The organism is Dokdonella fugitiva, from assembly GCF_014138265.1.
Lineage (GTDB): Bacteria > Pseudomonadota > Gammaproteobacteria > Xanthomonadales > Rhodanobacteraceae > Dokdonella_A > Dokdonella_A fugitiva_A.
Genome location: NZ_JACGXL010000001.1, coordinates 697472 through 718113 on the forward strand (window position 1 = coordinate 697472; position 20642 = coordinate 718113).

General features: G+C 69.1%; 14 protein-coding genes. 8 read left to right on the forward strand and 6 right to left on the reverse strand.

Annotated features, from left to right (window positions below):
- Nucleotides 1-24: 24 nt before the first annotated feature.
- The 8 genes from FHW12_RS03285 to FHW12_RS03320 all read left to right on the forward strand — a co-directional run bounded on the left by FHW12_RS03285 (nt 25) and on the right by FHW12_RS03320 (nt 13356).
- Complete coding sequence (locus FHW12_RS03285; RefSeq protein ID WP_182529553.1) at nt 25-1023, forward strand: LacI family DNA-binding transcriptional regulator; 999 nt, start codon at nt 25-27, stop codon at nt 1021-1023.
- A 43-nt stretch (nt 1024-1066) separates the two neighbouring features.
- Complete coding sequence (locus FHW12_RS03290; RefSeq protein WP_182529554.1) at nt 1067-4078, forward strand: TonB-dependent receptor; 3012 nt, start codon at nt 1067-1069, stop codon at nt 4076-4078.
- Between the two features lie 82 nt (nt 4079-4160).
- Nucleotides 4161-5675, forward strand: coding sequence for a tryptophan halogenase family protein (locus FHW12_RS03295; RefSeq protein ID WP_182529555.1), 1515 nt, complete (start codon nt 4161-4163; stop codon nt 5673-5675).
- 44 nt (nt 5676-5719) lie between these two features.
- Entirely contained in the window at nt 5720-7228 is a 1509-nt protein-coding gene (locus FHW12_RS03300) for a glucoamylase family protein (RefSeq protein ID WP_182529556.1), read from the forward strand.
- Entirely contained in the window at nt 7225-8499 is a 1275-nt protein-coding gene (locus FHW12_RS03305) for a sugar ABC transporter substrate-binding protein (protein ID WP_182529557.1), read from the forward strand. The genes FHW12_RS03300 and FHW12_RS03305 overlap by 4 nt, the downstream gene beginning before the upstream one ends.
- Nucleotides 8496-9374, forward strand: a complete 879-nt coding sequence (locus FHW12_RS03310; RefSeq protein ID WP_182529558.1) for a carbohydrate ABC transporter permease — start codon at nt 8496-8498, stop codon at nt 9372-9374. Before FHW12_RS03305 ends, FHW12_RS03310 begins: the two co-directional genes overlap by 4 nt.
- Nucleotides 9371-10192 carry a carbohydrate ABC transporter permease gene (locus FHW12_RS03315; RefSeq protein ID WP_310735122.1) on the forward strand — a complete coding sequence of 274 codons (822 nt, stop codon included), beginning with the start codon at nt 9371-9373 and terminating at the stop codon, nt 10190-10192. The genes FHW12_RS03310 and FHW12_RS03315 overlap by 4 nt, the downstream gene beginning before the upstream one ends.
- The gene (locus tag FHW12_RS03320; protein ID WP_182529560.1) at nt 10189-13356 is read left to right on the forward strand and encodes a discoidin domain-containing protein; all 3168 of its coding nucleotides are present in this window, start codon (nt 10189-10191) and stop codon (nt 13354-13356) included. The genes FHW12_RS03315 and FHW12_RS03320 overlap by 4 nt, the downstream gene beginning before the upstream one ends.
- 5 nt (nt 13357-13361) lie before the next feature.
- Here the strand turns inward: FHW12_RS03320 and eda are convergent, their stop codons facing one another.
- Genes eda through FHW12_RS21140 form a run of 6 tightly spaced genes read right to left on the reverse strand, consistent with a single transcriptional unit; the run spans nt 13362 to nt 20544 of the window.
- Complete coding sequence (eda, locus tag FHW12_RS03325) at nt 13362-14027, reverse strand: bifunctional 4-hydroxy-2-oxoglutarate aldolase/2-dehydro-3-deoxy-phosphogluconate aldolase (protein WP_182529561.1); 666 nt, start codon at nt 14025-14027, stop codon at nt 13362-13364.
- Nucleotide 14028: 1 nt separating this feature from the next.
- On the reverse strand, nt 14029-15942 hold the full coding sequence (gene edd, locus FHW12_RS03330; protein ID WP_182529562.1) for a phosphogluconate dehydratase: 1914 nt from the start codon (nt 15940-15942) through the stop codon (nt 14029-14031).
- Nucleotides 15943-15967: 25 nt separating this feature from the next.
- Complete coding sequence (locus tag FHW12_RS03335) at nt 15968-16690, reverse strand: 6-phosphogluconolactonase (protein ID WP_182529563.1); 723 nt, start codon at nt 16688-16690, stop codon at nt 15968-15970.
- Nucleotides 16687-17691, reverse strand: a complete 1005-nt coding sequence (gene glk / locus FHW12_RS03340) for a glucokinase (protein ID WP_182529564.1) — start codon at nt 17689-17691, stop codon at nt 16687-16689. The genes FHW12_RS03335 and glk overlap by 4 nt, the downstream gene beginning before the upstream one ends.
- The gene (gene zwf, locus FHW12_RS03345; RefSeq protein WP_310735123.1) at nt 17691-19250 is read right to left on the reverse strand and encodes a glucose-6-phosphate dehydrogenase; all 1560 of its coding nucleotides are present in this window, start codon (nt 19248-19250) and stop codon (nt 17691-17693) included. The genes glk and zwf overlap by 1 nt, the downstream gene beginning before the upstream one ends.
- Entirely contained in the window at nt 19195-20544 is a 1350-nt protein-coding gene (locus FHW12_RS21140) for a GH1 family beta-glucosidase (protein ID WP_259392808.1), read from the reverse strand. The genes zwf and FHW12_RS21140 overlap by 56 nt, the downstream gene beginning before the upstream one ends.
- Nucleotides 20545-20642: the final 98 nt, after the last annotated feature.

The following is a 20642-nucleotide window of genomic DNA, read 5'->3' on the forward strand; positions in this document are numbered from 1 at the left end:
ACGTTTACATCACATGATGCGCACATGGCCGTAACCATCAAGGATGTTGCCAAAGCTGCGGGCGTGTCCGTCGCATCGGTGTCGCGTGCACTCAACGGTCGCGACAACGTCACCGACGAGACGCGGCACCGCATCCTCGACGTCGCGACGAAGCTGCGTTATCGACCGAACGACGCCGCGCGCAGCCTCATCACCAAGCGCACGCAGACGATCGGCGCGGTGCTGCCGGACCTGCACGGCGAGTTCTTCTCCGAACTCATCCGCGGCATCGACGTCGCCGCGCGCGCGCAGGGACTGCACCTGCTCGTGTCGAGTTCGCATGGCGACGTCGACGAGGCGACCGCGGCGATCCGCGCGATGCAGGGGCGCGTCGACGGCTTGCTCGTCATGTCGCCGCACGTCGACGCGTCGTTCCTGCACGAGAGCCTGCCGGAAGCCTTGCCGGCGGTGCTCATGAACGCGCCGCAGGATCACTCGCGCTTCCCGACCCTCAATCTCGACAACCACGGCGGCGCCGTCGCGATGACGCGCCACCTGCTCGGCCGCGGCCATCGGCGCATCGCGATGATCGGCGGGCCGGCCGGCAACCTCGACGCCGACGAACGCCGTCGCGGCTGGCTCGACGCACTCGGCGAAGCTTCGCTCGCACGCGACGCGCTGCTGCTCGACGGCGATTTCTCGGAGGAATCGGGCTACGCGGCCGGCAAGCGCATCGTCGCGCTCGCGCAGCGTCCGGACGCCGTGTTCGCGGCCAACGACATGATGGCGGTCGGCTGCCTGATCGCTCTCGTCGAAAGCGGAGTGCGCGTTCCCGACGACGTCGCTCTGGCCGGTTTCGACGACGTGCCGATCGCGCGCTACGTCACGCCGCAGCTCACGACCGTGCGCGTGCGCATCGCCGACCTCGGTCGCGCTGCGTTCAATCGCCTCATCGCCGAACTGGAGTCGCCGGGTTCGTTGCCGGCGCGGACCGAAATACTGCCGTGTGAAATCGTCGTGCGCGCTTCCAGCGGCGACGCCTGAATCCAACCATTCGATTGGCCGTTAGCGTGCCGGGGAGAGAGTCATGCCAACACCGATGCTGAAGAAGAATCTGCTCGCGACGATGATCGCGAGCGCCGTCGTCGCCGCGAGCGGCCTGCCCGCGATCGCCTGGGCACAGACGGCCGACGCCAACCTTCGCGGCAAGGCGCCGGCGAACAGCGAGATCACTGCGAAGAACGTCGCGACCGGCGCACTGCGCCGCACGAAGGCGAACGCCGAAGGCGCCTATTCGCTGGTCGGCCTGCCGCCCGGCACGTACCAAGTCGACGCCGGCTCCGGCACCGAGCGCACCGTCACGCTGACCGTCGCCTCGACCGCGACGCTCGATCTTGCCGCAGCGCCCGCGAGCACGGCGACGACGACCCTCGAAGGCGTCACGGTGACCGCGCAGGTACTCACCGAAGTGAAAACGTCGGAAGTCGGCAACACGGTCTCGCTGCACCAGATCCAGACGGTGCCGCAGATCACACGCAACTTCCTCGAGTTCGCCGACACCGTGCCGGGCATGGTGTTCAGCACCGATCCGAGCGGCCACACCAAGCTCACCGGCGGCGGCCAGAGCGCGAACAACACGAACGTGTTCATCGACGGCGTCGGCCAGAAGAACTACGTGAAGGAAGGCGGCGTCGCCGGCCAGTTCAATTCGCAGGGCAATCCGTTCCCGCAGCTCGCGATCGGCGAATACAAGGTCATCACGTCGAACTACAAGGCCGAATACGATCAGATCTCGAGCGCGGCGGTCACCGCCGAGACCAAGTCCGGCACGAACGAATTCCACGGCGAGGTGTTCCACACCTATACCGATCAGGACTGGCGCTCGAGCACGCCGGCCGAAGACAACGCGCACAAGAAGACGCCGTCGATGGAGAAGGAATACGGCATCGCGCTCGGCGGGCCGATCATCCAGGACGCCATGCACTTCTTCTTCACCTACGAGGCGAAGCGCTTCGACACGCCGATCACGGTCGTGCCCGGCGTCGAGGTCCCCGGCGGCGTCGCGAACCTGCTGCCGGCCGATGTCGCGTCGCAGTTCGGCCCGGCCGACCTGCCCTTCAGCGAAGACCTGTACTTCGGCAAGATCGACTGGGAATTCTCCGATCGCGACCGCTTCGAGATCAGCAGCAAGGTGCGCAAGGAGGATCAGGCCGACAACATAGGCACCTCGCAGGCACGTTCGGCGAGCGTGCTGGTCAAGAACAACGACACGCGCATCGACGCACGCTGGCAGCACAGCGCCGACAGCTGGTACAACGAACTGCTCGCGACGTGGGAGAAGACCTACAACGCGCCGACGCCGCTGAACATGGGCAACGGTTATTCCTATTCGTTCGAGCGCGCGAGCGACGACCCGACCATCGTCAACGTCAGCGCCGCCTCGCCGCTCGCGACGCAGAACAAGGGCCAGAAGGGTCCTAGCATCCAGGACAACCTGACCTTCAGCGATCTCAGCTGGATGGGCAACCACACGGTCAAGCTCGGCGCGAAGTACAAGAAGGTCGACCTCACGGCGCAGGACGCCGCCGACGTCAATCCGCAGTTCACTTACAGCGTCGACGAGAACGGGACCGCCGACACGCCGTACAAGGCGTTCTTCACGAGCCCCGTGCCCGGCCTCGATCCTGTCGCGAAGTCGACCGACAAGCAGTTCGGCGCGTACATCCAGGACGACTGGGAGGTCAACGAGCACCTGACCTTGAACCTCGGTGTGCGTTGGGACTACGAGGACAATTCGTCCTACCTCGACCACGTGACGCCGGCGAACGTGATCGCCGCGCTGAACAGCCCGAACCCCGACCCGAATGCGCCGGCCGGCCAGACCTACGCCGACGCGCTGCGCCTGGGCGGCGTCGACATCAACGACTACATCAGCAACGGCCACAACCGCAGTGCCTACAAGGGTGAGTGGCAGCCGCGCCTCGGCTTCTCCTACGACCTCGGCGCGGACGAGCAGCACGTGATCTTCGGCGGCGCCGGTCGCGCCTACGACCGCGACCTGTACGACTACCTGCAGCTGGAGCAGACCAAGTCCGCGCTGCCGCAATTCACCGTCTACTTCCGCGATCCGATCACGGGCGAATGCCATCGCGGCAACAACCCGTGCTTCGACTGGGACCCCAACTACCTCAACGGTCTCGGGAACCTGCAGGCGCTGGTCTCGGCGAGCAATGTCGGCCAGGAAGTCGACATGATCAACAACAACCTCAAGGTGCCCTACTCCGACCAGTTCAGCCTCGGCATGCGCAACGCCGTCGGCGACTGGAACACGAGCGCCGCGGTGTCGCGCATCCTGAGCAAGAACGGCTTCGTGTTCACGCTCGGCAACCGCTATCCGAACGGCGCGTTCTGGATGAACGGCGGCCAGCCGTGGGGCAACGGCGTCCCTGGCTTCGGCGCGCTGATCATCGGCAACAATGGCGTCGAGACGAAAACGACGCAAGTGCTGCTGTCGGCGGAAAAGCCGTACACGAAGGAATCGGGCTGGAGTGCGTCGATCGCTTACACCTACACCGACGCGAAGCAGAATCGCGACATCAACGAGCACTACGCGTTCGATGGCGAGACGATCGGCGACTACCCGTTCATCACCTCGAACGCGGCGGCCAAGCACCGCCTGGTCGCGACCGGCTCGATCGACGGACCGTGGGGTTTCCTGTTCTCCGGCAAGATCACGCTGGCGACGCCGATCCCGCACAACGACATCGGCTGCTTCGAGGATCCGGACCAGTTCTTCCCGTCGGGTGCGCATTGTGGGCCGGTCGCGTCGATACCGGGCGGACAGGACCTCGGCTTCGGTGGCCATTTCCTCGGCTATCGCACGCTCGACCTGCAGGCGACCAAGAACTTCGACCTGTCGGCGGGCTTGTCTGCGTACATCCGCATCGACTTCCTCAACGTGTTCAACTTCAAGAACTACAACGACGTGATCGTGGGTTCGAACGGCTATTTCGGCAACACCGTCGCGATCTACAACCCGACCGGCAACATCACCGGGGTGCCCCGCACGATGAAGGTCACCGCCGGATTCCGCTTCTGACGCGAGGCGACCGATCGCGGCGATCGTCGCCGCAGCATGGCGCCGGGGCCGCGTGCCCCGGCGCAGCACCGGACCAGGACCCATGACCGACCGCAGCATCCGCAGCATCGTCATCGTCGGCGGCGGTACCGCGGGCTGGATGACCGCGGCCGCGTGCTCGAAGATCCTCGGGCGCTCCGTGTCGATCCGCGTCATCGAATCGGAGGAGATACGCACCGTCGGCGTAGGCGAAGCGACCGTGCCGCACCTGAAGCGCTTCAACAACGTGCTCGAGTTCGACGAGGTCGACTTCGTCAAGCGCACGCAGGGCACGTTCAAGCTCGGCATCCAGTTCGAGAACTGGGCGCGCGTCGGCGATTCCTACGTGCACGGCTTCGGCACGATCGGCCACGACTACGGCCTGCTACCGTTCCACCAGTACTGGCTCAAGCTGTTCCTCGCCGGCGAGGCGGCGGAGATCGGCGAGTACTCGCTCAACACGCTCGCGTCGGTGCGCGGCAAGTTCATGGCGTCGGCGAGCGACATGCCGCCGACCTCGCCGCTGGCGAACATCGCCTACGCGTATCACTTCGATGCCGGCCTTTACGCGCTCTACCTGCGCAAGTACGCCGAGGCACGCGGCGTCGTGCGCACCGAGGGCAAGATCGTCCAGACGCTGCTGCGCGAACCCGACGGCTTCGTCGACGCGGTCGTGCTCGAAAGCGGCGAAAAGGTCCACGGCGAATTGTTCGTCGACTGTTCCGGCTTCCGCGGCCTGCTCATCGAGCAGGCGCTGCACACCGGCTACGAGGACTGGTCGCATTGGTTGCCGTGCGATCGTGCGATCGCGGTGTCCGGCGAGAAGGTGAAGCCGTCCACGCCCTACACGCGCGCGATCGCGCACCAGGCCGGTTGGCAGTGGTGCATCCCGCTGCAGCATCGCACCGGTGACGGCCACGTCTATTGCAGCCGCTACGTCAGTGACGACGAAGCGACCGCGACGTTGCTGCAGAACCTCGCCGGCAGGCCGATGAACGAGCCGCGCGTGCTGAAGTTCGTCACCGGCCGGCGCAAGAAGTTCTGGAACCGGAACGTCGTCGCGATCGGACTGTCGAGCGGCTTCCTCGAACCGCTCGAGTCGACCAGCATCTACTGGATCCAGTCGGCGATCGCGCGCCTCATGAACCTGTTCCCCGACCGCGATTTCAGCCCGGCCGTGATCGACCGCTTCAACGCGCAGGCCGGCTTCGAGTTCGAGCGCATCCGCGACTTCCTGATCCTGCACTACCACGCGACCGAGCGGAACGACACGCCGTTCTGGGACTACTGCCGCACGATGAGCATCCCCGAAGCCCTCGCCGAGAACATCCGCCTGTTCCGCGACAGCGGCCGCTTCTTCCGCGAAGGGGAAGAGATGTTCGCGATCACGAGCTGGGTGCAGGTGCTGCTCGGCCAGCGCATTCTCCCGAAGGGTCATCATCCGATCGTCGACACCGTGCCACTCGACGAGATACGCAAGCTCGTCGGCGCCGCGCGCCAGGTCGTCGACAACTGCGTCGGCGCGATGCCCCGGCACGAGGACTTCATCGATCGCTATTGCAAGGCCCCGCCGCCCTGAGCGACGGTGACTCGCCTCAGGCCAATGCCCGCCCCTGGAAGACCATGAATCCCATCCTTCGCCTCGGACGCGCCATCTGCGCGGCGGTCCTGCTGCTCGCCCTCTCCATCCCGTCCGGCCACGCGCTCGAGAAGGGCGCCGCCTGGTCCGCGCAGACGAAACAAGATCGCGCACTGCTCGACGAAATCGAACAGCGCACGTTCGCGTTCTTCAAGGACAGCGCCAACACCGCGAACGGCCAGATCCCCGACCACTGGCCCGACGACCACAGCGGCGACTACTTCTCGTCGATCGCATCGATCGGCTACGGCCTCACCGCCTACGGCATCGGCGTCGAGCGGGGCTGGATGAAGCGCGGCGAAGCGGTCAAACGCACGCTCGCGACCTTGCGTTTCTTCCACGACGCGCCGCAAGGTGAACAGGCGGACGCGACCGGCTACAACGGCTTCTACTACCACTTCCTCGACATGCAGAGCGGGCGCCGTTACCACTCGGCCAAGTGGGTCGAGCTGTCGACGATCGACACCACGTTGCTGCTCGGGGGCGTGCTGTTCGCGCAGTCCTACTACGACCGCGACACGCGCGACGAGCGCGAGATCCGCCGCCTCGCCGAGGCGATCTACGCACGCGTCGACTGGAACTGGGCCTCGCCGCGCGCGCCCGCGGTCGCGATGGGCTGGACGCCCGAAGCGGGTTTCATCCACGCCGACTGGCACGGCTACAACGAGGCGATGCTGCTCTACGTGCTTGCGCTCGGCTCGCCGACGCATGCGATCGACCCCATCGCGTGGAACGAATGGACGTCCACCTACGACCACACCTGGGGCACGTTCCAGGGCCAGCAGCACCTCGGCTTCGCGCCGCTGTTCGGACACCAGTACAGTCACGTCTGGATCGACTTCCGCGGCATCCAGGACGAGTACATGCGCGGGCGCGGCATCGACTATTTCGAGAACAGCAAGCGCGCGACGCTCGCGCAGCGCGAGTACGCGATCCACAACCCGCTGCAGTGGAAGGACTACGGCAAGGACATCTGGGGCCTGACCGCGTGCAACGGCCCGCGCAAGGACATCCGCATCGGCGAGATCGACCGCTACGCGAACGACCCGAAGACGTTCTACGGGTACATCGCGCGCGGCGCCGGCCTGTTCGGCACGATCGACGACGGCACGATCGCGCCGACCGCGGCGACGTCCTCGATCGCGTTCGCGCCCGAGATCGTCATCCCCGCGATCCGCGCGATGCGCGAACGCTACGACGGCGCGCTCTATACGCGCTACGGCTTCGTCGACGCGTTCAACCCGAGCTTCGACTACACCGACCGGCCGCTGCGCACGGGCCGCGTGCTGCCGGGTGTCGGCTGGGTGGACAATCTGTACATCGGCATCGACCAGGGCCCGATCGTCGCGATGATCGAGAACTACCGCAGCGGCTTCGTCTGGAACGTGATGCGCAAGAACCCGCACGTCCGGCGCGGCCTCGAACGTGCCGGCTTCAGCGGCGGCTGGCTTTCGCAGGAGGCGCCGCGCACCAGGGCCGCCGCCTCTAAATGAACGTCCTCGTCCGCCTCGCTGCGCTCGTCCTGCCGCTCGGGCTCGGCGCGTGCGGCGCAGCGCACGACGCGCGCGTGACCTTGAGCTTCTGGGCGATCGGCCGCGAGGCCGAAGTCGTGCCTGCGCTGCTCGCCGAGTTCGAGCGCCTGCATCCGAACGTGCACGTCGAGGTGCAGGCACTGCCGTTGACCGCCGCGCACGAGAAGCTGCTGACCGCGTTCGCCGGCGACGCGCTGCCCGACATCGGCCAGCTCGGCAATACCTGGCTGCCCGAACTCGCCACGCTCGGCGCGCTCGAACCTCTGCAGGCGCGCGTCGACGCGTCGCCGGTGATCCGCAGCGACGACTACTTCGAGGGCATCTGGGACACGAACGTGATGGACGGCACCCTCTACGGCGTGCCGTGGTACATCGACACGCGCCTCGTGTTCTACCGTACCGACCTGCTCGCCGCAGCCGGCTTCGACGCGCCACCGCGCGACTGGGCCGAGTGGTCGCGCCAGCTCGCCGCGGTGAAGCAACACGCGAAACCGGGTGACTATTCCATCCTGCTGCCGCTCAACGAGTTCGAGCTCCTCGTCAACCTCGGCGTGCAGCAAGCCGATCCCCTGCTGCGCGACGACGCCACGCGCGGCAACTTCGAAAGCGCGGGCTTCCGCCGCGCGTTCACCTTCTACGTCGACATGTACCGCAACGGCTGGGCGCCGCCGATGAGCGAGACGCAGATCTCGAACGTCTGGGACGAGTTCGCCAACGGCTTCTACGCGTTCTACGTCACCGGGCCGTGGAACGTCGGGGAATTCAAGCGTCGCCTGCCCGCGCGCGTCCAAGGCGACTGGGCGACCGCACCGCTGCCCGGGCCCGACGGTCCCGGCGCCGCGATCGGTGGCGGCAGCAGCCTCGTGATGTTCCGCGCCTCGCGTCACAAGGAAGAGGTCTGGCAGCTCATCGAATTCCTGTCGCAGCCCGAGCAACAGCAACGCCTGCACGACCTGTGCGGCGACCTGCCGCCGCGGCGCAGCGCGTGGCAAGGCACCGCGCTCGCGAGCGATCCGTACGCGAAGGCGTTCCACGACCAGCTCGAGCGCACGGTCGCCGCGCCGAAGATCCCCGAATGGGAACGCATCGCGCAGGAAGTGCGCTACGCGGCCGAACGCACCGTGCGCGGCGGCCAGCCGATCGACCGCAGCCTCGGCGACCTCGACGCGCGCGTCGACGCGATCCTCGGCAAGCGGCGCTGGATGCTCGAGCGGCGCAAGGCGGCGCCATGAACGAACGCCGCGCCGCCTGGCTGTTCACCGCGCCCGCCCTGCTCGTGATCGGGCTGTTCTTCTTCGTCCCGGTGCTCGCCGCGTTCGTGCTGAGCCTCACCGACTTCGACCTCTACGCGCTCGCCGACCTGCACAACCTGCGCTTCGTCGGCCTCGGCAACTACTTCGACGTGCTGCGCGCGCCGCTGTTCTGGAAATCGCTCGCCAACACGTTCTACTTCGTCGGCGTCGGCGTGCCGCTGTCGATCGCGGCCTCGCTCGGCGCCGCGTTACTGCTCGACTCGCGCCTCGCGCGTTGGAAGGGCGTGTTCCGCACCGCGTTGTTCGCGCCCGTCGTCACCACCGTCGTCGCGGTCGCGGTGATCTGGCGCTACCTCCTGCATACGCGCTACGGCCTCGTCAACTACCTGCTCGCGAAAATCGGCATCGCGCCGATCGACTGGCTCGGCGACCCGCACTGGTCGATGCCGGCGATCATCCTGTTCGCGGTGTGGAAGAACTTCGGCTACAACATGGTGATCCTGCTCGCCGCGCTGCAGACGGTGCCGGCCGAACTGCGCGAGGCGGCACGCATCGACGGTGCGAACGCGCTGCAGCAGTTCCGCCACATCACGTTGCCGCTGCTGCGGCCGGCGCTGCTGCTCGTCACGATCATCACGGTTGCAGGGTATTTCCAGCTGTTCGCCGAACCCTACGTGATGACGCGCGGCGATCCGCTGCAGAGCACGGTCAGCGTGCTCTACTACATGTACGAGGAAGGCTTCAAATGGTGGAGCCTCGGTCGCGCGACCGCGATCGCCTTCCTGCTGTTCGCACTGATCCTCGTCGTCACGCGAGTGCTCGTGCGCTTCGGCAAGCGCGGAGGCTACGCGTGAACCGGCGCTGGCAGGTGTTCGCCGTCAACGGCGCGCTCGTCGGCCTCGCGGTGGTCGCGCTGTTCCCGCTGCTGTGGATGCTCTCGGTGTCGTTCATGCAGCACGGCGAGGCGAGCACGTATCCGCCACCGCTGCTGCCTTCGAAGCCGACGCTCGCGAACTACCACGAACTGTTCGAGCGCGCGGGCATGGGGCGCTATCTTTTCAACAGCGCGATCGTCGCGACGTTCACGACCCTGTTCTCGCTCGCCCTCAACCTCGCCGCGGGCTACGCGTTCGCGAAGCTGCGCTTCGCCGGTCGCGAACGCGTGTTCCAGTCGCTGCTCGGCGCCCTGCTGATCCCGGCGCAGGTCGGCATGATCCCGCTGTTCCTGCTCATGAAGTGGCTCGGCCTCGTCAACAGCTACGGCGGCGTCGTCGTGCCTGCGCTCGCGAGCGTGTTCGGCATCTACCTCGTGCGGCAATACGCGCGCTCGATTCCCGACGATCTGATCGAGGCGGCGCGCATCGACGGCGCCGGCGAGTTGCGCATCTTCGCGGCAATCGTGCTGCCGCTGCTCAAGCCGATCGTCGTCACGCTCGCGATCTTCACCTTCCTCGCCAGTTGGAACGACTTCATGTGGCCGCTGATCGTGCTCAGCGACCAGGCCTGGCAGACCGCGCCGGTCGCGCTCGCCGGATTGTCGCGCGAGCACGTGCAGGACAACGAACTCATGATGGCGGGCTCGGTCGTCACGCTCGTGCCCGTACTCGCGCTGTTCTTCGTGCTGCAGCGCCACTACATCGAGGGGCTGCTGCTCGGCAGCGTCAAGGGATGAGGCGTACCGCCACGCTCCTCGCCGCCGTGCTCGGGACCGCAGCGGCGACAGCCGCAGCGAGCACCGGCTCGCTGCCGTTCGCGCAGGCATTCACCGATCCGGCTGCGTGGGCGGCGTCGGGCTCGGACCAGGTCGATGCGTCGCTGCGCCGCGACGGCGACGCGCTCTGCCTCGCGTTCGACTTCCACGGCGTTTCCGGTTTCGCTTCGATGCGCCGCCGCCTGCCGATCGATTACCCCGCGAACTACGCGTTCTCGTTCCACGTGCGAGGCAATGCGCCGGGCAACGCATTGCAGTTCAAGCTCGTCGACGCTGGCGGCGACAACGTCTGGTGGGTCAATCGTCCCGACTTCGCGTTCACGCGCGAGCCGCAAGCGCTGCGCTACAAGAAGCGCCAGATCGACTTCGCCTGGGGGCCGACCGCCGACAAGACGTTGCGCCACAGCGAGTTCGTCGAGTTCACGGTCTACGCAGGCACTGGCGGCAAGGGTGAAGCCTGCTTCGACCGGCCCGCGTTCGAGGCGCTCGCGGCCGTTCCGGACACGTGGCCGGTGCCGCTCGCGAGCGCATCGTCCTCGCGGGATCGCGCAATGCCGTCGCTCGCCCTCGACGAGGATCCGAACAGTGCGTGGCGCAGCGAGCAACGCGACCGCGAGCCGTCGTTCACGCTCGACCTCGGCACGCGGCGCGAATTCGGCGGCCTAGTCCTGCACTGGACCGGCGACGCGCCCGCGACGCGCTACGATGTCGCGCTGTCCGACGACGGGCGTCGCTGGCGCAACGTGCGACACGTCGAAGCCGGCGACGGCGGCATCGACCCGCTCGCGCTGCCCGAATCCGAAGCACGCTACGTGCGCATCGCGATGCACGACGGCCCGGGGACGGGTTACGGCCTCGCCACGATCGAGGTCGAACCGCTCTCGTTCGGTGCATCGACGAACGCATTCTTCGGCGCGCTGGCGCAACGCGCACGCCGCGGCCTGTATCCGCGCGGCATCCTCGGCGAGCAGACCTACTGGACCGTGCTCGGCACCGACGGCGGCCATGAAACCGGGCTGCTGTCGGAAGACGGCGCGCTCGAAGTCGCGCGTGGCGGCTTCTCGATCGAACCGTTCCTGCTCGACGAGCAGGGGCACCTGGCGACATGGGCCGATGCCCGCATCATGCACGCGCTGCAGGATCGCTACCTGCCGATGCCGAACGTGCGCTGGCAGATGCCGGGCATCGAGCTCGACACCGCGGTGTTCGTCGCAGGCGAGCCCGGCGACTCGCGCCTGCTCGCGACCTATACCGTACGCAACCCCGGCGCGCAGCCGCGGGCGCTGACCCTCGCGCTCGCGCTGCAACCGTTCCAGGTCAATCCGTCGGTGCAGTTCCTCAACACGCCCGGCGGCGTGAGCCCGATCCGTTCGCTCGCCTACGCCGGGCGCGCGGTCGTCGTCGACGGGCGTGCGCGGGTCTACCCGCGCGACGCACCCGAGCGTTTCGTCGCGAGCGCCTTCGATTCGGGCATGATCGCCGAACGCCTCGCCGCACCGACGCGACCCTCCGCGCCGCTCGCCGAAGCCGTCGACGACGCGAGCGGACTCGCATCGGGCGCCCTGCTCTACCGTCTCGAACTCGCAGCCGGCGCGAGCCGCACGATCGTGCTCGCGGTACCGCTCGACGGACGCGGCACGCCCCCGCTCGAGGGCATCGGCAACGACGAGGCGCTCGCCGCCTTGCGCGCGCGCGTCGCCGCGTACTGGCACGACGTGCTCGACCGCGTCGGCCTGCGCGTGCCCGCGACGGCGCAGCCGCTCGCCGACACCCTGCGCACCGCGCTCGCGCACATCCTCGTCAGTCGCGATGGCGCCGCGCTGCGGCCGGGCACGCGCTCGTACGCACGCTCGTGGATCCGCGACGGCGCGATGATGGCCGATGCGCTGCTGCGCCTCGGCCGCGACGACGCGGCGCGCGCCTACCTCGACTGGTACGCGCCGTACCAGTTCCGCAGCGGCAAGGTACCGTGCTGCGTCGATGCGCGCGGATCCGATCCCGTACCCGAAAACGACAGCCACGGCGAACTCGTGCACCTCGTCGCCGAGGTGTGGCGCTACACCGGCGACCGCCGCGTCGTCGAGGCGATGTGGCCGCACGTCGATGCGGCGGTGAAGTACATGGACGCGTTGCGCGCGAGCGAGCGCAGCGAGGCGAACCGTGCGCCGGAACGCGCGGCGAACTACGGCTTGATGCCGGCGTCGATCAGCCACGAAGGCTACTCGGCCAAGCCGATGCATTCGTACTGGGACGACTACTGGGCGCTCGCAGGCTACAAGGTCGCCGTCGGCCTCGCCGCCGCACTCGAGCGCGACGCCGACGCGGCGCGTATCGCCAGGGAGCGCGACGCGTTCCGCGCCGACCTGCACGCGTCGATCGCCCGGGCGGTCGCTGCGCACGCGATCGACTACCTGCCCGGCTGCGCCGAACTCGGCGACTTCGACGCGACGTCGACGACGATCGCGCTCGCGCCCGCCGGCGAGCAGGACGCGCTGCCGCAGGATCTCCTGCGCAATACGTTCGAACGCTACTGGCGCGAGTTCGAGCGTCGTCGCGACGGCGACGCCTGGAAGGACTACACGCCGTACGAGTGGCGCACGGTCGGCAGTTTCGTGCGCCTCGGTTGGCGCGAGCGCGCGCAGCAGGCGATCGCGTTCTTCATGCAGGGCCGCCGCCCGCCGGAGTGGAACCAGTGGGCCGAAGTCGTCGGCCGCGATGCGCGCGAATCGCGCTTCGTCGGCGACATGCCGCACGGTTGGGTCGCGTCCGACTTCATCCGCTCGGTGCTCGACCTGTTCGCCTACGAGCGCTACGGCGACGACGCGCTCGTGCTCGCCGCCGGCGTTCCGGAGGCGTGGCTCGACGGCGACGGCGTCGCGATCGACGGCTTGCACACGCCGTACGGACGCCTGTCGTACTCGCTGCTCCGCGACGGCACGCGCACGCGGCTGCGCGTCGAACGCGGCGACTTGCGGCTGCCGCCGGGCGGCCTCGTGTTCCCGCTGGCGGGAATCGACCCGCTGCGCATGCGCCTCGATGGCAAGGCGGTACGCGCCGACCACGGCGAACTGCGCATCCGATCGCTACCGGCCGAACTCGTGATCGAAACGCGCCGTCCGCGCTGACGGCGTCAGCCGAGCGTGCGCGCGATCGCCGCGAGCGAACGCGCCGTAGCTTCGCTCACGAGATCGTAGCGGCCGTCCGCGATCCAGTCCGCGCGCACCATCCACGAGCCGCCGACGCAGACGACGTTGCGTTCCGCGAGGTACTGCGCGGCGTCGCCTTCGCCGATGCCGCCGGTCGGGCACAACAGCACGTCCGCGAGCGGCGCCTGAAGCGCACGCACGAGCGGCAGGCCGCCGACCGCACTGGCGGGGAACAGCTTGCACACACGAAACCCGCGCGCGTGCAGGGCCAGCAGTTCGGTCGGCGTCGCCGCACCGGGCACGGCCGGCAGGCCGCAGGTGGTCAGCGCCTCGGCCATCGCCGGCGGCGTGCCCGGCGTGACGAGGAACTCTGCTCCGGCAGCGCGCGCGGCGTCGATCTGCTGCGGCGTGAGCACGGTGCCGGCGCCGACGGCGATGCCGGCGACATCGCGCTTCACCGCGGCGATCGCGTCGATCGCGGCCGGCGTGCGCAAGGTGATTTCGATCGCCTTGAGTCCGCCCGATTGCAAAGCGCGCGCTACGGCGACGCCCTGTTCCGCGGAGGTGACGGTGACGACCGGCAGGATGCGCGTCGCGCGCAGCAGTTCGATCGCAGCGTGTTGCGTGCTTTGCAGGCTCGCCGTGGGCATGTCAGGCATCCTTCGCTTCGAACGGCGCGTGCGCGGCGACCCGGCCGATGTCGTATTCGGTTTCGGTGCGCCGCTCGCCCGCGCGCGACGGCGGTAGCGGCGGGCCGCAGGAGATCGACAGCGCTCCCTCGTCGGCCGGACCGACGTTGGCGCGGCTCAACGCGAACAGCGCCCGGCCGATGTCGTGGCCGGCCGGCGCGCTGTCTGGCGCCGGGCGACGGGCGTTCCACGCTGCTTCGTCGACGCGCGCTTCGAGCACGCCGCCTTCGCAGTCGAGCAGCACGACATCGCCGTCACGCACGCAGGCGATGCCGCCGCCACGGTCGGCTTCCGGTGTCACGTGGATCGCCGACGGCACCTTGCCCGATGCGCCCGACAGTCGCCCGTCGGTGACGAGCGCGACGTGCCGCCCCTGGTTCTGCAGCATGCCGAGCAGCGGCATCAGGCTGTGCATCTCCGGCATGCCGTTCGCGCGCGGCCCCTGGTAACGCACGACCGCGACGAAATCGCGCGGTAGGCTGCCCTGCTTGTGCAACGCGCGCAGGCGGTCCGGATCGTCGACGACGACCGCAGGCGCCTCGACACGCCGGTGCTGCGGCTTGACCGCGGAGACCTTGACGAGCGCGCGGCCGAGGTTGCCCTGCAGCAGGCGCAGCCCGCCGGTCGCCTCGAACGGCGCATTCGCCGGGCGCACGACCGCATCGTCGCCGCTCGCCATGGCAGCGTCGACGTAGTGCACGGCGCCTGCGTCGAAGCGCGCCTCGCGCGTGTACGCGCGCAGGCCGCCCGGCACGATCGTCTCGACGTCGTGCAGGAGCCCGGCGTCGAGCAACTCGCGGAACACGAATGCAGTGCCGCCGGCAGCGTGGAAGCGGTTCACGTCGGCGTCGCCGTTCGGGTAGATGCGCGCGAGCAGCGGCACGGCCGCCGCGAGGTCGTCGAAGTCTTCCCAGGTCACGTGCAGTCCCGCTGCGCGCGCGACCGCGACGAAATGGATCGTGTGGTTGGTCGAGCCGCCCGTCGCGAGCAGCGCGACGATCGCGTTGACGAGCGCGCGCTCGTCGACGAGCCGTCCGATCGGCCGGTAGTCGTCGCCGAGCGCGGTGATCGCGGCGGCACGCATCGTCGCCGCGCGCGTGAACGCGTCGCGCAACGGCGTTCCCGGGTTCACGAACGACGTGCCCGGCGGTTGCAGGCCCATCGCCTCGAGCAGGATCTGGTTCGAGTTCGCGGTACCGTAGAACGTGCAGGTACCCGGCGCGTGGTACGACGCCGATTCGGCCGCGAGGAGTTCCTCGCGCGTCGCCTTGCCGGCGGCGTAGCGCTCGCGCACCTCGGCCTTTTCCTTGTTCGGCAACCCCGACGGCATCGGTCCGGCCGGCGCGAACACGACCGGCAGGTGGCCGAACGCGAGCGCGCCGATGAGCAGGCCGGGCACGATCTTGTCGCATACGCCGAGGCACAGCGCGGCATCGAATGCGTCGTGGCAGAGCGCGACGCCGGTCGCCTGCGCGATCACGTCGCGACTGAACAGCGACAGCTCCATGCCGACGCGCCCCTGGGTGACGCCGTCGCACATTGCAGGCACGCCGCCGGCGACCTGCGCCGTCGCGCCGGCCGCGTGCGCGGCTTCGCGGATCAGCGCGGGATACGCCTCGAACGGCTGGTGCGCCGACAGCATGTCGTTGTAGGCGGTGACGACGCCGATGTTCGGCTTCGCCGACCCCATGAGCGCGGCCTTGTCGGCCGCGCCGCAGGCGGCGGCGACGTGGGCGAGGTTGCCGCACGACAGGTGGTTGCGATTCGGGCCGCGCGAGCGCGCCCCCTCGACGAGCGCGAGGTACGCGGCGCGGGTGCCGGCGCTGCGCTCGCGGATGCGCTGCGTCACGGCCTCGATGCGCGGATTCATGGACATGATCGGACTCCGGATCGGCGCCGCCTCACGCGGCGCACCAGTGAACATGGAGAGGCACGCCCGGTACATCAAGCGCGGCGCGCACGGGCGCGTGCAACGCATCGGCGCCGGTCGCGCGCTCGAACACCGCGCGCTTGGCGTCGCCGCGCAGCAGCAGCATGCGCAGCGGCGCGGCGGCCCAGCCCGCGGGCGTGAGGCTGATGCGTCGCGGCCAGCGCCCCGCCCCGGCGCAGCCGCTCGCGTCGATCGCCACGTACGGCTCGCGTGTCGCCAGCGCGGCCGCGAGGCCGCGCGAACCCGGGAACAGCGACGCCGTGTGCGCGTCCTCGCCCATGCCGAGCACGACCGCGGCGAGCGCGAGCGCGCCGGCCGCGGCGTGCCAGCGCGCGTTCGCGGCAGCGACCGCGGCATCGAGCGCGGCGTGCGCAGGACGCAACGGCCAGAATTCCGCGGCCGCGGCGCGGCCACGCAACAGCGTGCCCTCGGCGAGGCGCGCATTGCTGCCGTCGGCACCAGGTTCGACGTCGCGTTCGTCGACGAGCGAGACGACGACGCGCGACCAGTCGAGGTCGGCCGTCGCGAGTGCATGGTGGACCGGTGCAGGCGTGCTGCCGCCGGACAGCAGGATCAGCGCGCGCGGCGCACGCGCGAGCGCATGTTCGAGTGCACCGCGCAGCGCCGCGGCCGCGTCGTGCGCCCAGGCTGCCTCGTCGGCGCTCGCATGCCACGCGTACGACGGCGCGTTCACGCGCGGCCTCCGGCGGGCGCCAGCATGCGGCCATCGTCGAGCACGGCGAGCGCAGCCGCACCGAGCAGGCCCGCATCTTCGTGCAGCACGGCGATCGTCGGCACGTGCGCGAGCACGCGTTCGTAGCGCCCTTTCGCCTCGAAGCGGCGGCGGAATCCACCCGCCTGCAGCCGGTCGAGCAGTTTCGGCGTGAGCCCACCGGCGATGTAGACGCCGTCCCAGGCACCGAACGCGAGCGCGAAATCACCGGCGATCGAACCGAGCATCGCGCAGAAACGCTCGATCGTCGCGCGACAGGCCGGATCGTGCGCGGCGCCCGCGGTGATCGCTTCCGGCGTCGCGATCGGCGGCGCGTGCGGATGCAGCGCCGCGTGCAGGTTCACCAGCCCCGAACCGCACAGCACGCGCTCGGCCGAGACGCGACCGAAGGTCGGCATGAGGCGGCGCAGCACGTCGAGCTCGATCTCGTCGCCGGGCGCGAAGCCGACGTGGCCGCCCTCGGTTTCGAGCGCGACGTAGCGTCCGTCGTCGACGATGAGGCCGCCGACGCCGAGGCCGGTGCCCGGGCCGACGATCGCGTACGTGCGCCGCCGCGCGTCGACGGGCCCGGCATGCAGCGCGCCGAGCGGTTGCATGTCGGTCGGACCGAGCAGCGGCACGCAATGACTCATCGCGGCGAAGTCGTTGACGATGCGCAACTGGTCGAGCGCGAGCTCGCCGAGCAGCGCACCGCGCGAAAGCACCCACGGATGGTTCGTCATCTGCACGCTGTCGCCGGTGACCGGCCCGGCGACCGCGAACACGCCGCGTCGCGGCCGTTGCGGCAGGGTCGCGAGGTAGTCTCGCGCGGCGTCGCCGAAGGCGGCGAAATCGGCGACGCGCCGGCGCCGCACGCTGTCGGCGAGCAGCGGCATCGCCGAGCCGGTGTCGGCGAGCGCGAAGCGCACGTTGGTGCCGCCGACGTCGGCGAGCAGCACCCACTCGCCGGCCGGCGCATCCATCACGCACCCCGTGCGCCGCGGGCGCGCTCGGCGGCGGTCGGCAAGTTTCGCAGGAAGTCCGCAGCCGCGCCCGGTCCCCAGCTGCCGGCCATGTACGGCAGGATCGGCGCGTCGGCTTCGCGCCAGGCCGATTCGATGCTGTCGATCCACGTCCACGCCGCTTCGACTTCGTCGCTGCGCACGAACAGGGTCGAGTTGCCGTTGAGCGCGTCGAGCAGCAGGCGCTCGTAGGCGATGCGTCGGCGCAGCGGCGGCTCCATCGACAGGTCGAGCGGCAGCGGCTGCAGCTGCAGCGCTCCCCATTCGGGACCGGCGAGGCTGCTCATGAGTTCGAGTTCGATGTTCTCGTTCGGCTGCAGGCGCAGCACGAGCCGGTTCGGGCTCGCGCGCTCGCGGCGCGGCTTCTCGAACAGCCAGTGCGAAGTCGGCCGGAAGTTCACCACGACCTGGGTCACGCGCTGCGCGAGGCGCTTGCCGGTGCACAGGCGGAACGGCACTCCGGCCCAGCGCCAATTGTCGATCGAAGCGCGCAGCGCGACGAACGTCTCGACCGGCTCGCGCCCCTGCACCGCCTGCAGCGAGAAACCACGCACCGGCTCGCCGTCGACGAGACCGGCGTCGTAGCGTCCGCGCACGGAATCATTCGCCACGCTGTCCGCGCGGAACGGGCGCAGCGCGCGCAACACCTTGACCTTCTCGTCGCGCAGTACGTCGGCGTCGAGCGACGCCGGCGGCTCCATCGCGACCAGGCAGAGCAGCTGCAGCACGTGGTTCTGCACCATGTCGCGCAACGCGCCGTAGTCGGCGTAGTAGCTTTCGCGACCGTCGACACCGGCGGTCTCGGCGACGAGGATGTCGACCGATTCGATCCAGCGGTGATGCCAGACCGCTTCGAGCAAGGTGTTGCCGAAGCGCAGCGCGAGCAGGTTCTGCACCGCCGCCTTGCCGAGGTAATGGTCGATGCGGAAGATGCGGTCCTCGGACAGGCAGGCGTCGAGCGCCGCGTTGATCGCACGCGCCGAGGCGAGGTCGCTGCCGATCGGCTTCTCCAGCACGAGCCGCGACGGCGCGTCGAGCAGCCCGGCCGCCTTGAGCCCCTGCGCAATCGTCACGAACAGGTACGGCGGCGTCGCGAGGTAGCTCACGCAGCGGCCGCGGATCGCCGCCAACGCGGGCGCGATCGCCGCCGCGTCGGCGAGGTCGACGTGCACGTACTCGGTGCGCGCGAGCAGCGCGGCGACCGCCTCGTTGCCGGCCGGTTCCTTCGCGAGCTTGTCGCCGAGCCAGGCGCGGAATTCCTCGGTCGACATCGGCTGGCGCGCGACGGCGACGATGCGGAACGTGTCGGGCAGCAGCCGGTCGACGTACAGATGCAGCAGCGACGGGAACAGCTGGCGCGCGGCGAGGTCGCCGGTGGCGCCGAACAGCAGCAGCGTGTCGTGCAAGTGTCGCCTCCTTCTCGCGCGCCGCGGCGCGGCGGCCTGACGTCCCTGCGCGGCGCGGCTACTCGGCGAGGGCGCGGCCGTTGCTTTCGACGATCCTCGAATACAGCCGCGCACTCCGTTTGGGCGTGCGCTTCTGCGTCCTGAAGTCGACGTGCACGATGCCGAACCGCTTCGAGAAACCGAGCGACCACTCGAGGTTGTCGAGCAGCGACCACGCCATGTAGCCGCGCACGTCGCAGCCCATGCCGATCGCGGCATGGATCGCCCGCAGGTGCTTGCGAAGGTAGTCGACGCGCAGCGGATCGTCCAGCGTGTCGCCTTCGGCGACCGGCGGATCGTAGAACGCCGAGCCGTTCTCGGTGATGTAGACCGGTGGGTTGCCGTAGCGGTCGCGCAGCCAGACGAGCGTGTCGGTCAGGCCCTGCGGGAACACTTCCCAGCCCGTCTCCGTGTAGGTCGCGTGCTGCCTCACCGGCGACGCCTTCAGTGGCCAGGACTGCTCGTCGTGGCGCGTGACGCTGCGCGTGTAGTAGTTGAAGCCGATGTAGTCGAGCGGCTGCCGGATGAGTTCGAAGTCCTCGGCCGGCCAATCCGGCCACGCCTCGCCGAAGACCTCCTTGAGTTCATCGGGATAGCGGCCGAAGAACACGGGGTCGAGGTATTGCCGGTTCATGTACGCATCGGCGCGGTGCACCGCGGCAAGATCCTCGGCGCTTTCGCTCGCCGCGTACTTCGGCTCGAGGTTCACGACGAGGCCGATCTCGTGCTTGCCTTCGGCGCGATACGCCTGCACCGCGGCGCCGTGCGAGCGCAGCAGATGGTGCGTCGCGATCGGCGCCTCGAAGCGGTTGCGATGGCCGGGCGCGAGCGCACCGTGCAGGTAGCCGCCATCGGTGACGACCCACGGTTCGTTGAGCGTCGCCCACTTCTTCACGCGGCCGTCGAACGTGCGATACATCACCGAGGCGTACTCGGCGAACCAGTGCGCGATGTCGGGATTGAGCCAGCCGCCGCGATCGTCGAGCGCGGCCGGCAGGTCCCAGTGGTAGAGCGTGAGCAACGGCTCGATGCCGTTCTCGAGCAGGGTGTCGACGAGGCGGTCGTAGAAGGCGAGCCCGCCCGGATTCACGCGGCCCTTGCCCTCCGGCAGGACACGTGCCCAGGCGACGCTGAAGCGGTACGCCTTGAGGCCGAGGTCGCGCATGAGCCGCACGTCGTCCTTGTAGCGACGGTAGTGGTCGCAGGCGATGTCGCCGGTGTCGCCGTCGCGGACCATGCCCGGCGTGCGCACGAAGCGGTGCCAGATGCTCTGCCCGGCGCCGTCGGCGAGCGGCGAACCTTCGATCTGGTAGGCCGAGGTCGCGCTGCCCCAGAGAAAGCCCTTCGGAAATTCGAACGCCTGGCTCATCGCCCCTTACCTGCCCTTGTCCGGACTGCTGGAATTCGCGGAGTGAAAACGATTACATTGCAGAATAGCGCAAGCCGTGCAGGATGTGCAGCCACCTG

Bases quoted from the DNA above. Each gene is read 5' to 3' on its own strand.
- FHW12_RS03290 (WP_182529554.1), top strand. From the start codon at position 1,067: ATGCCAACACCGATGCTGAAGAAGAATCTGCTCGCGACGATGATCGCG.
- FHW12_RS03310 (WP_182529558.1), top strand. From the start codon at position 8,496: ATGAACGAACGCCGCGCCGCCTGGCTGTTCACCGCGCCCGCCCTGCTC.
- FHW12_RS03320 (WP_182529560.1), top strand. From the start codon at position 10,189: ATGAGGCGTACCGCCACGCTCCTCGCCGCCGTGCTCGGGACCGCAGCG.
- FHW12_RS03295 (WP_182529555.1), top strand. From the start codon at position 4,161: ATGACCGACCGCAGCATCCGCAGCATCGTCATCGTCGGCGGCGGTACC.
- FHW12_RS03305 (WP_182529557.1), top strand. From the start codon at position 7,225: ATGAACGTCCTCGTCCGCCTCGCTGCGCTCGTCCTGCCGCTCGGGCTC.
- glk (WP_182529564.1), bottom strand. From the start codon at position 17,691: ATGGATGCGCCGGCCGGCGAGTGGGTGCTGCTCGCCGACGTCGGCGGC.
- FHW12_RS03285 (WP_182529553.1), top strand. From the start codon at position 25: ATGGCCGTAACCATCAAGGATGTTGCCAAAGCTGCGGGCGTGTCCGTC.
- FHW12_RS21140 (WP_259392808.1), bottom strand. From the start codon at position 20,544: ATGAGCCAGGCGTTCGAATTTCCGAAGGGCTTTCTCTGGGGCAGCGCG.
- eda (WP_182529561.1), bottom strand. From the start codon at position 14,027: ATGCCCACGGCGAGCCTGCAAAGCACGCAACACGCTGCGATCGAACTG.
- FHW12_RS03300 (WP_182529556.1), top strand. From the start codon at position 5,720: ATGAATCCCATCCTTCGCCTCGGACGCGCCATCTGCGCGGCGGTCCTG.
- edd (WP_182529562.1), bottom strand. From the start codon at position 15,942: ATGTCCATGAATCCGCGCATCGAGGCCGTGACGCAGCGCATCCGCGAG.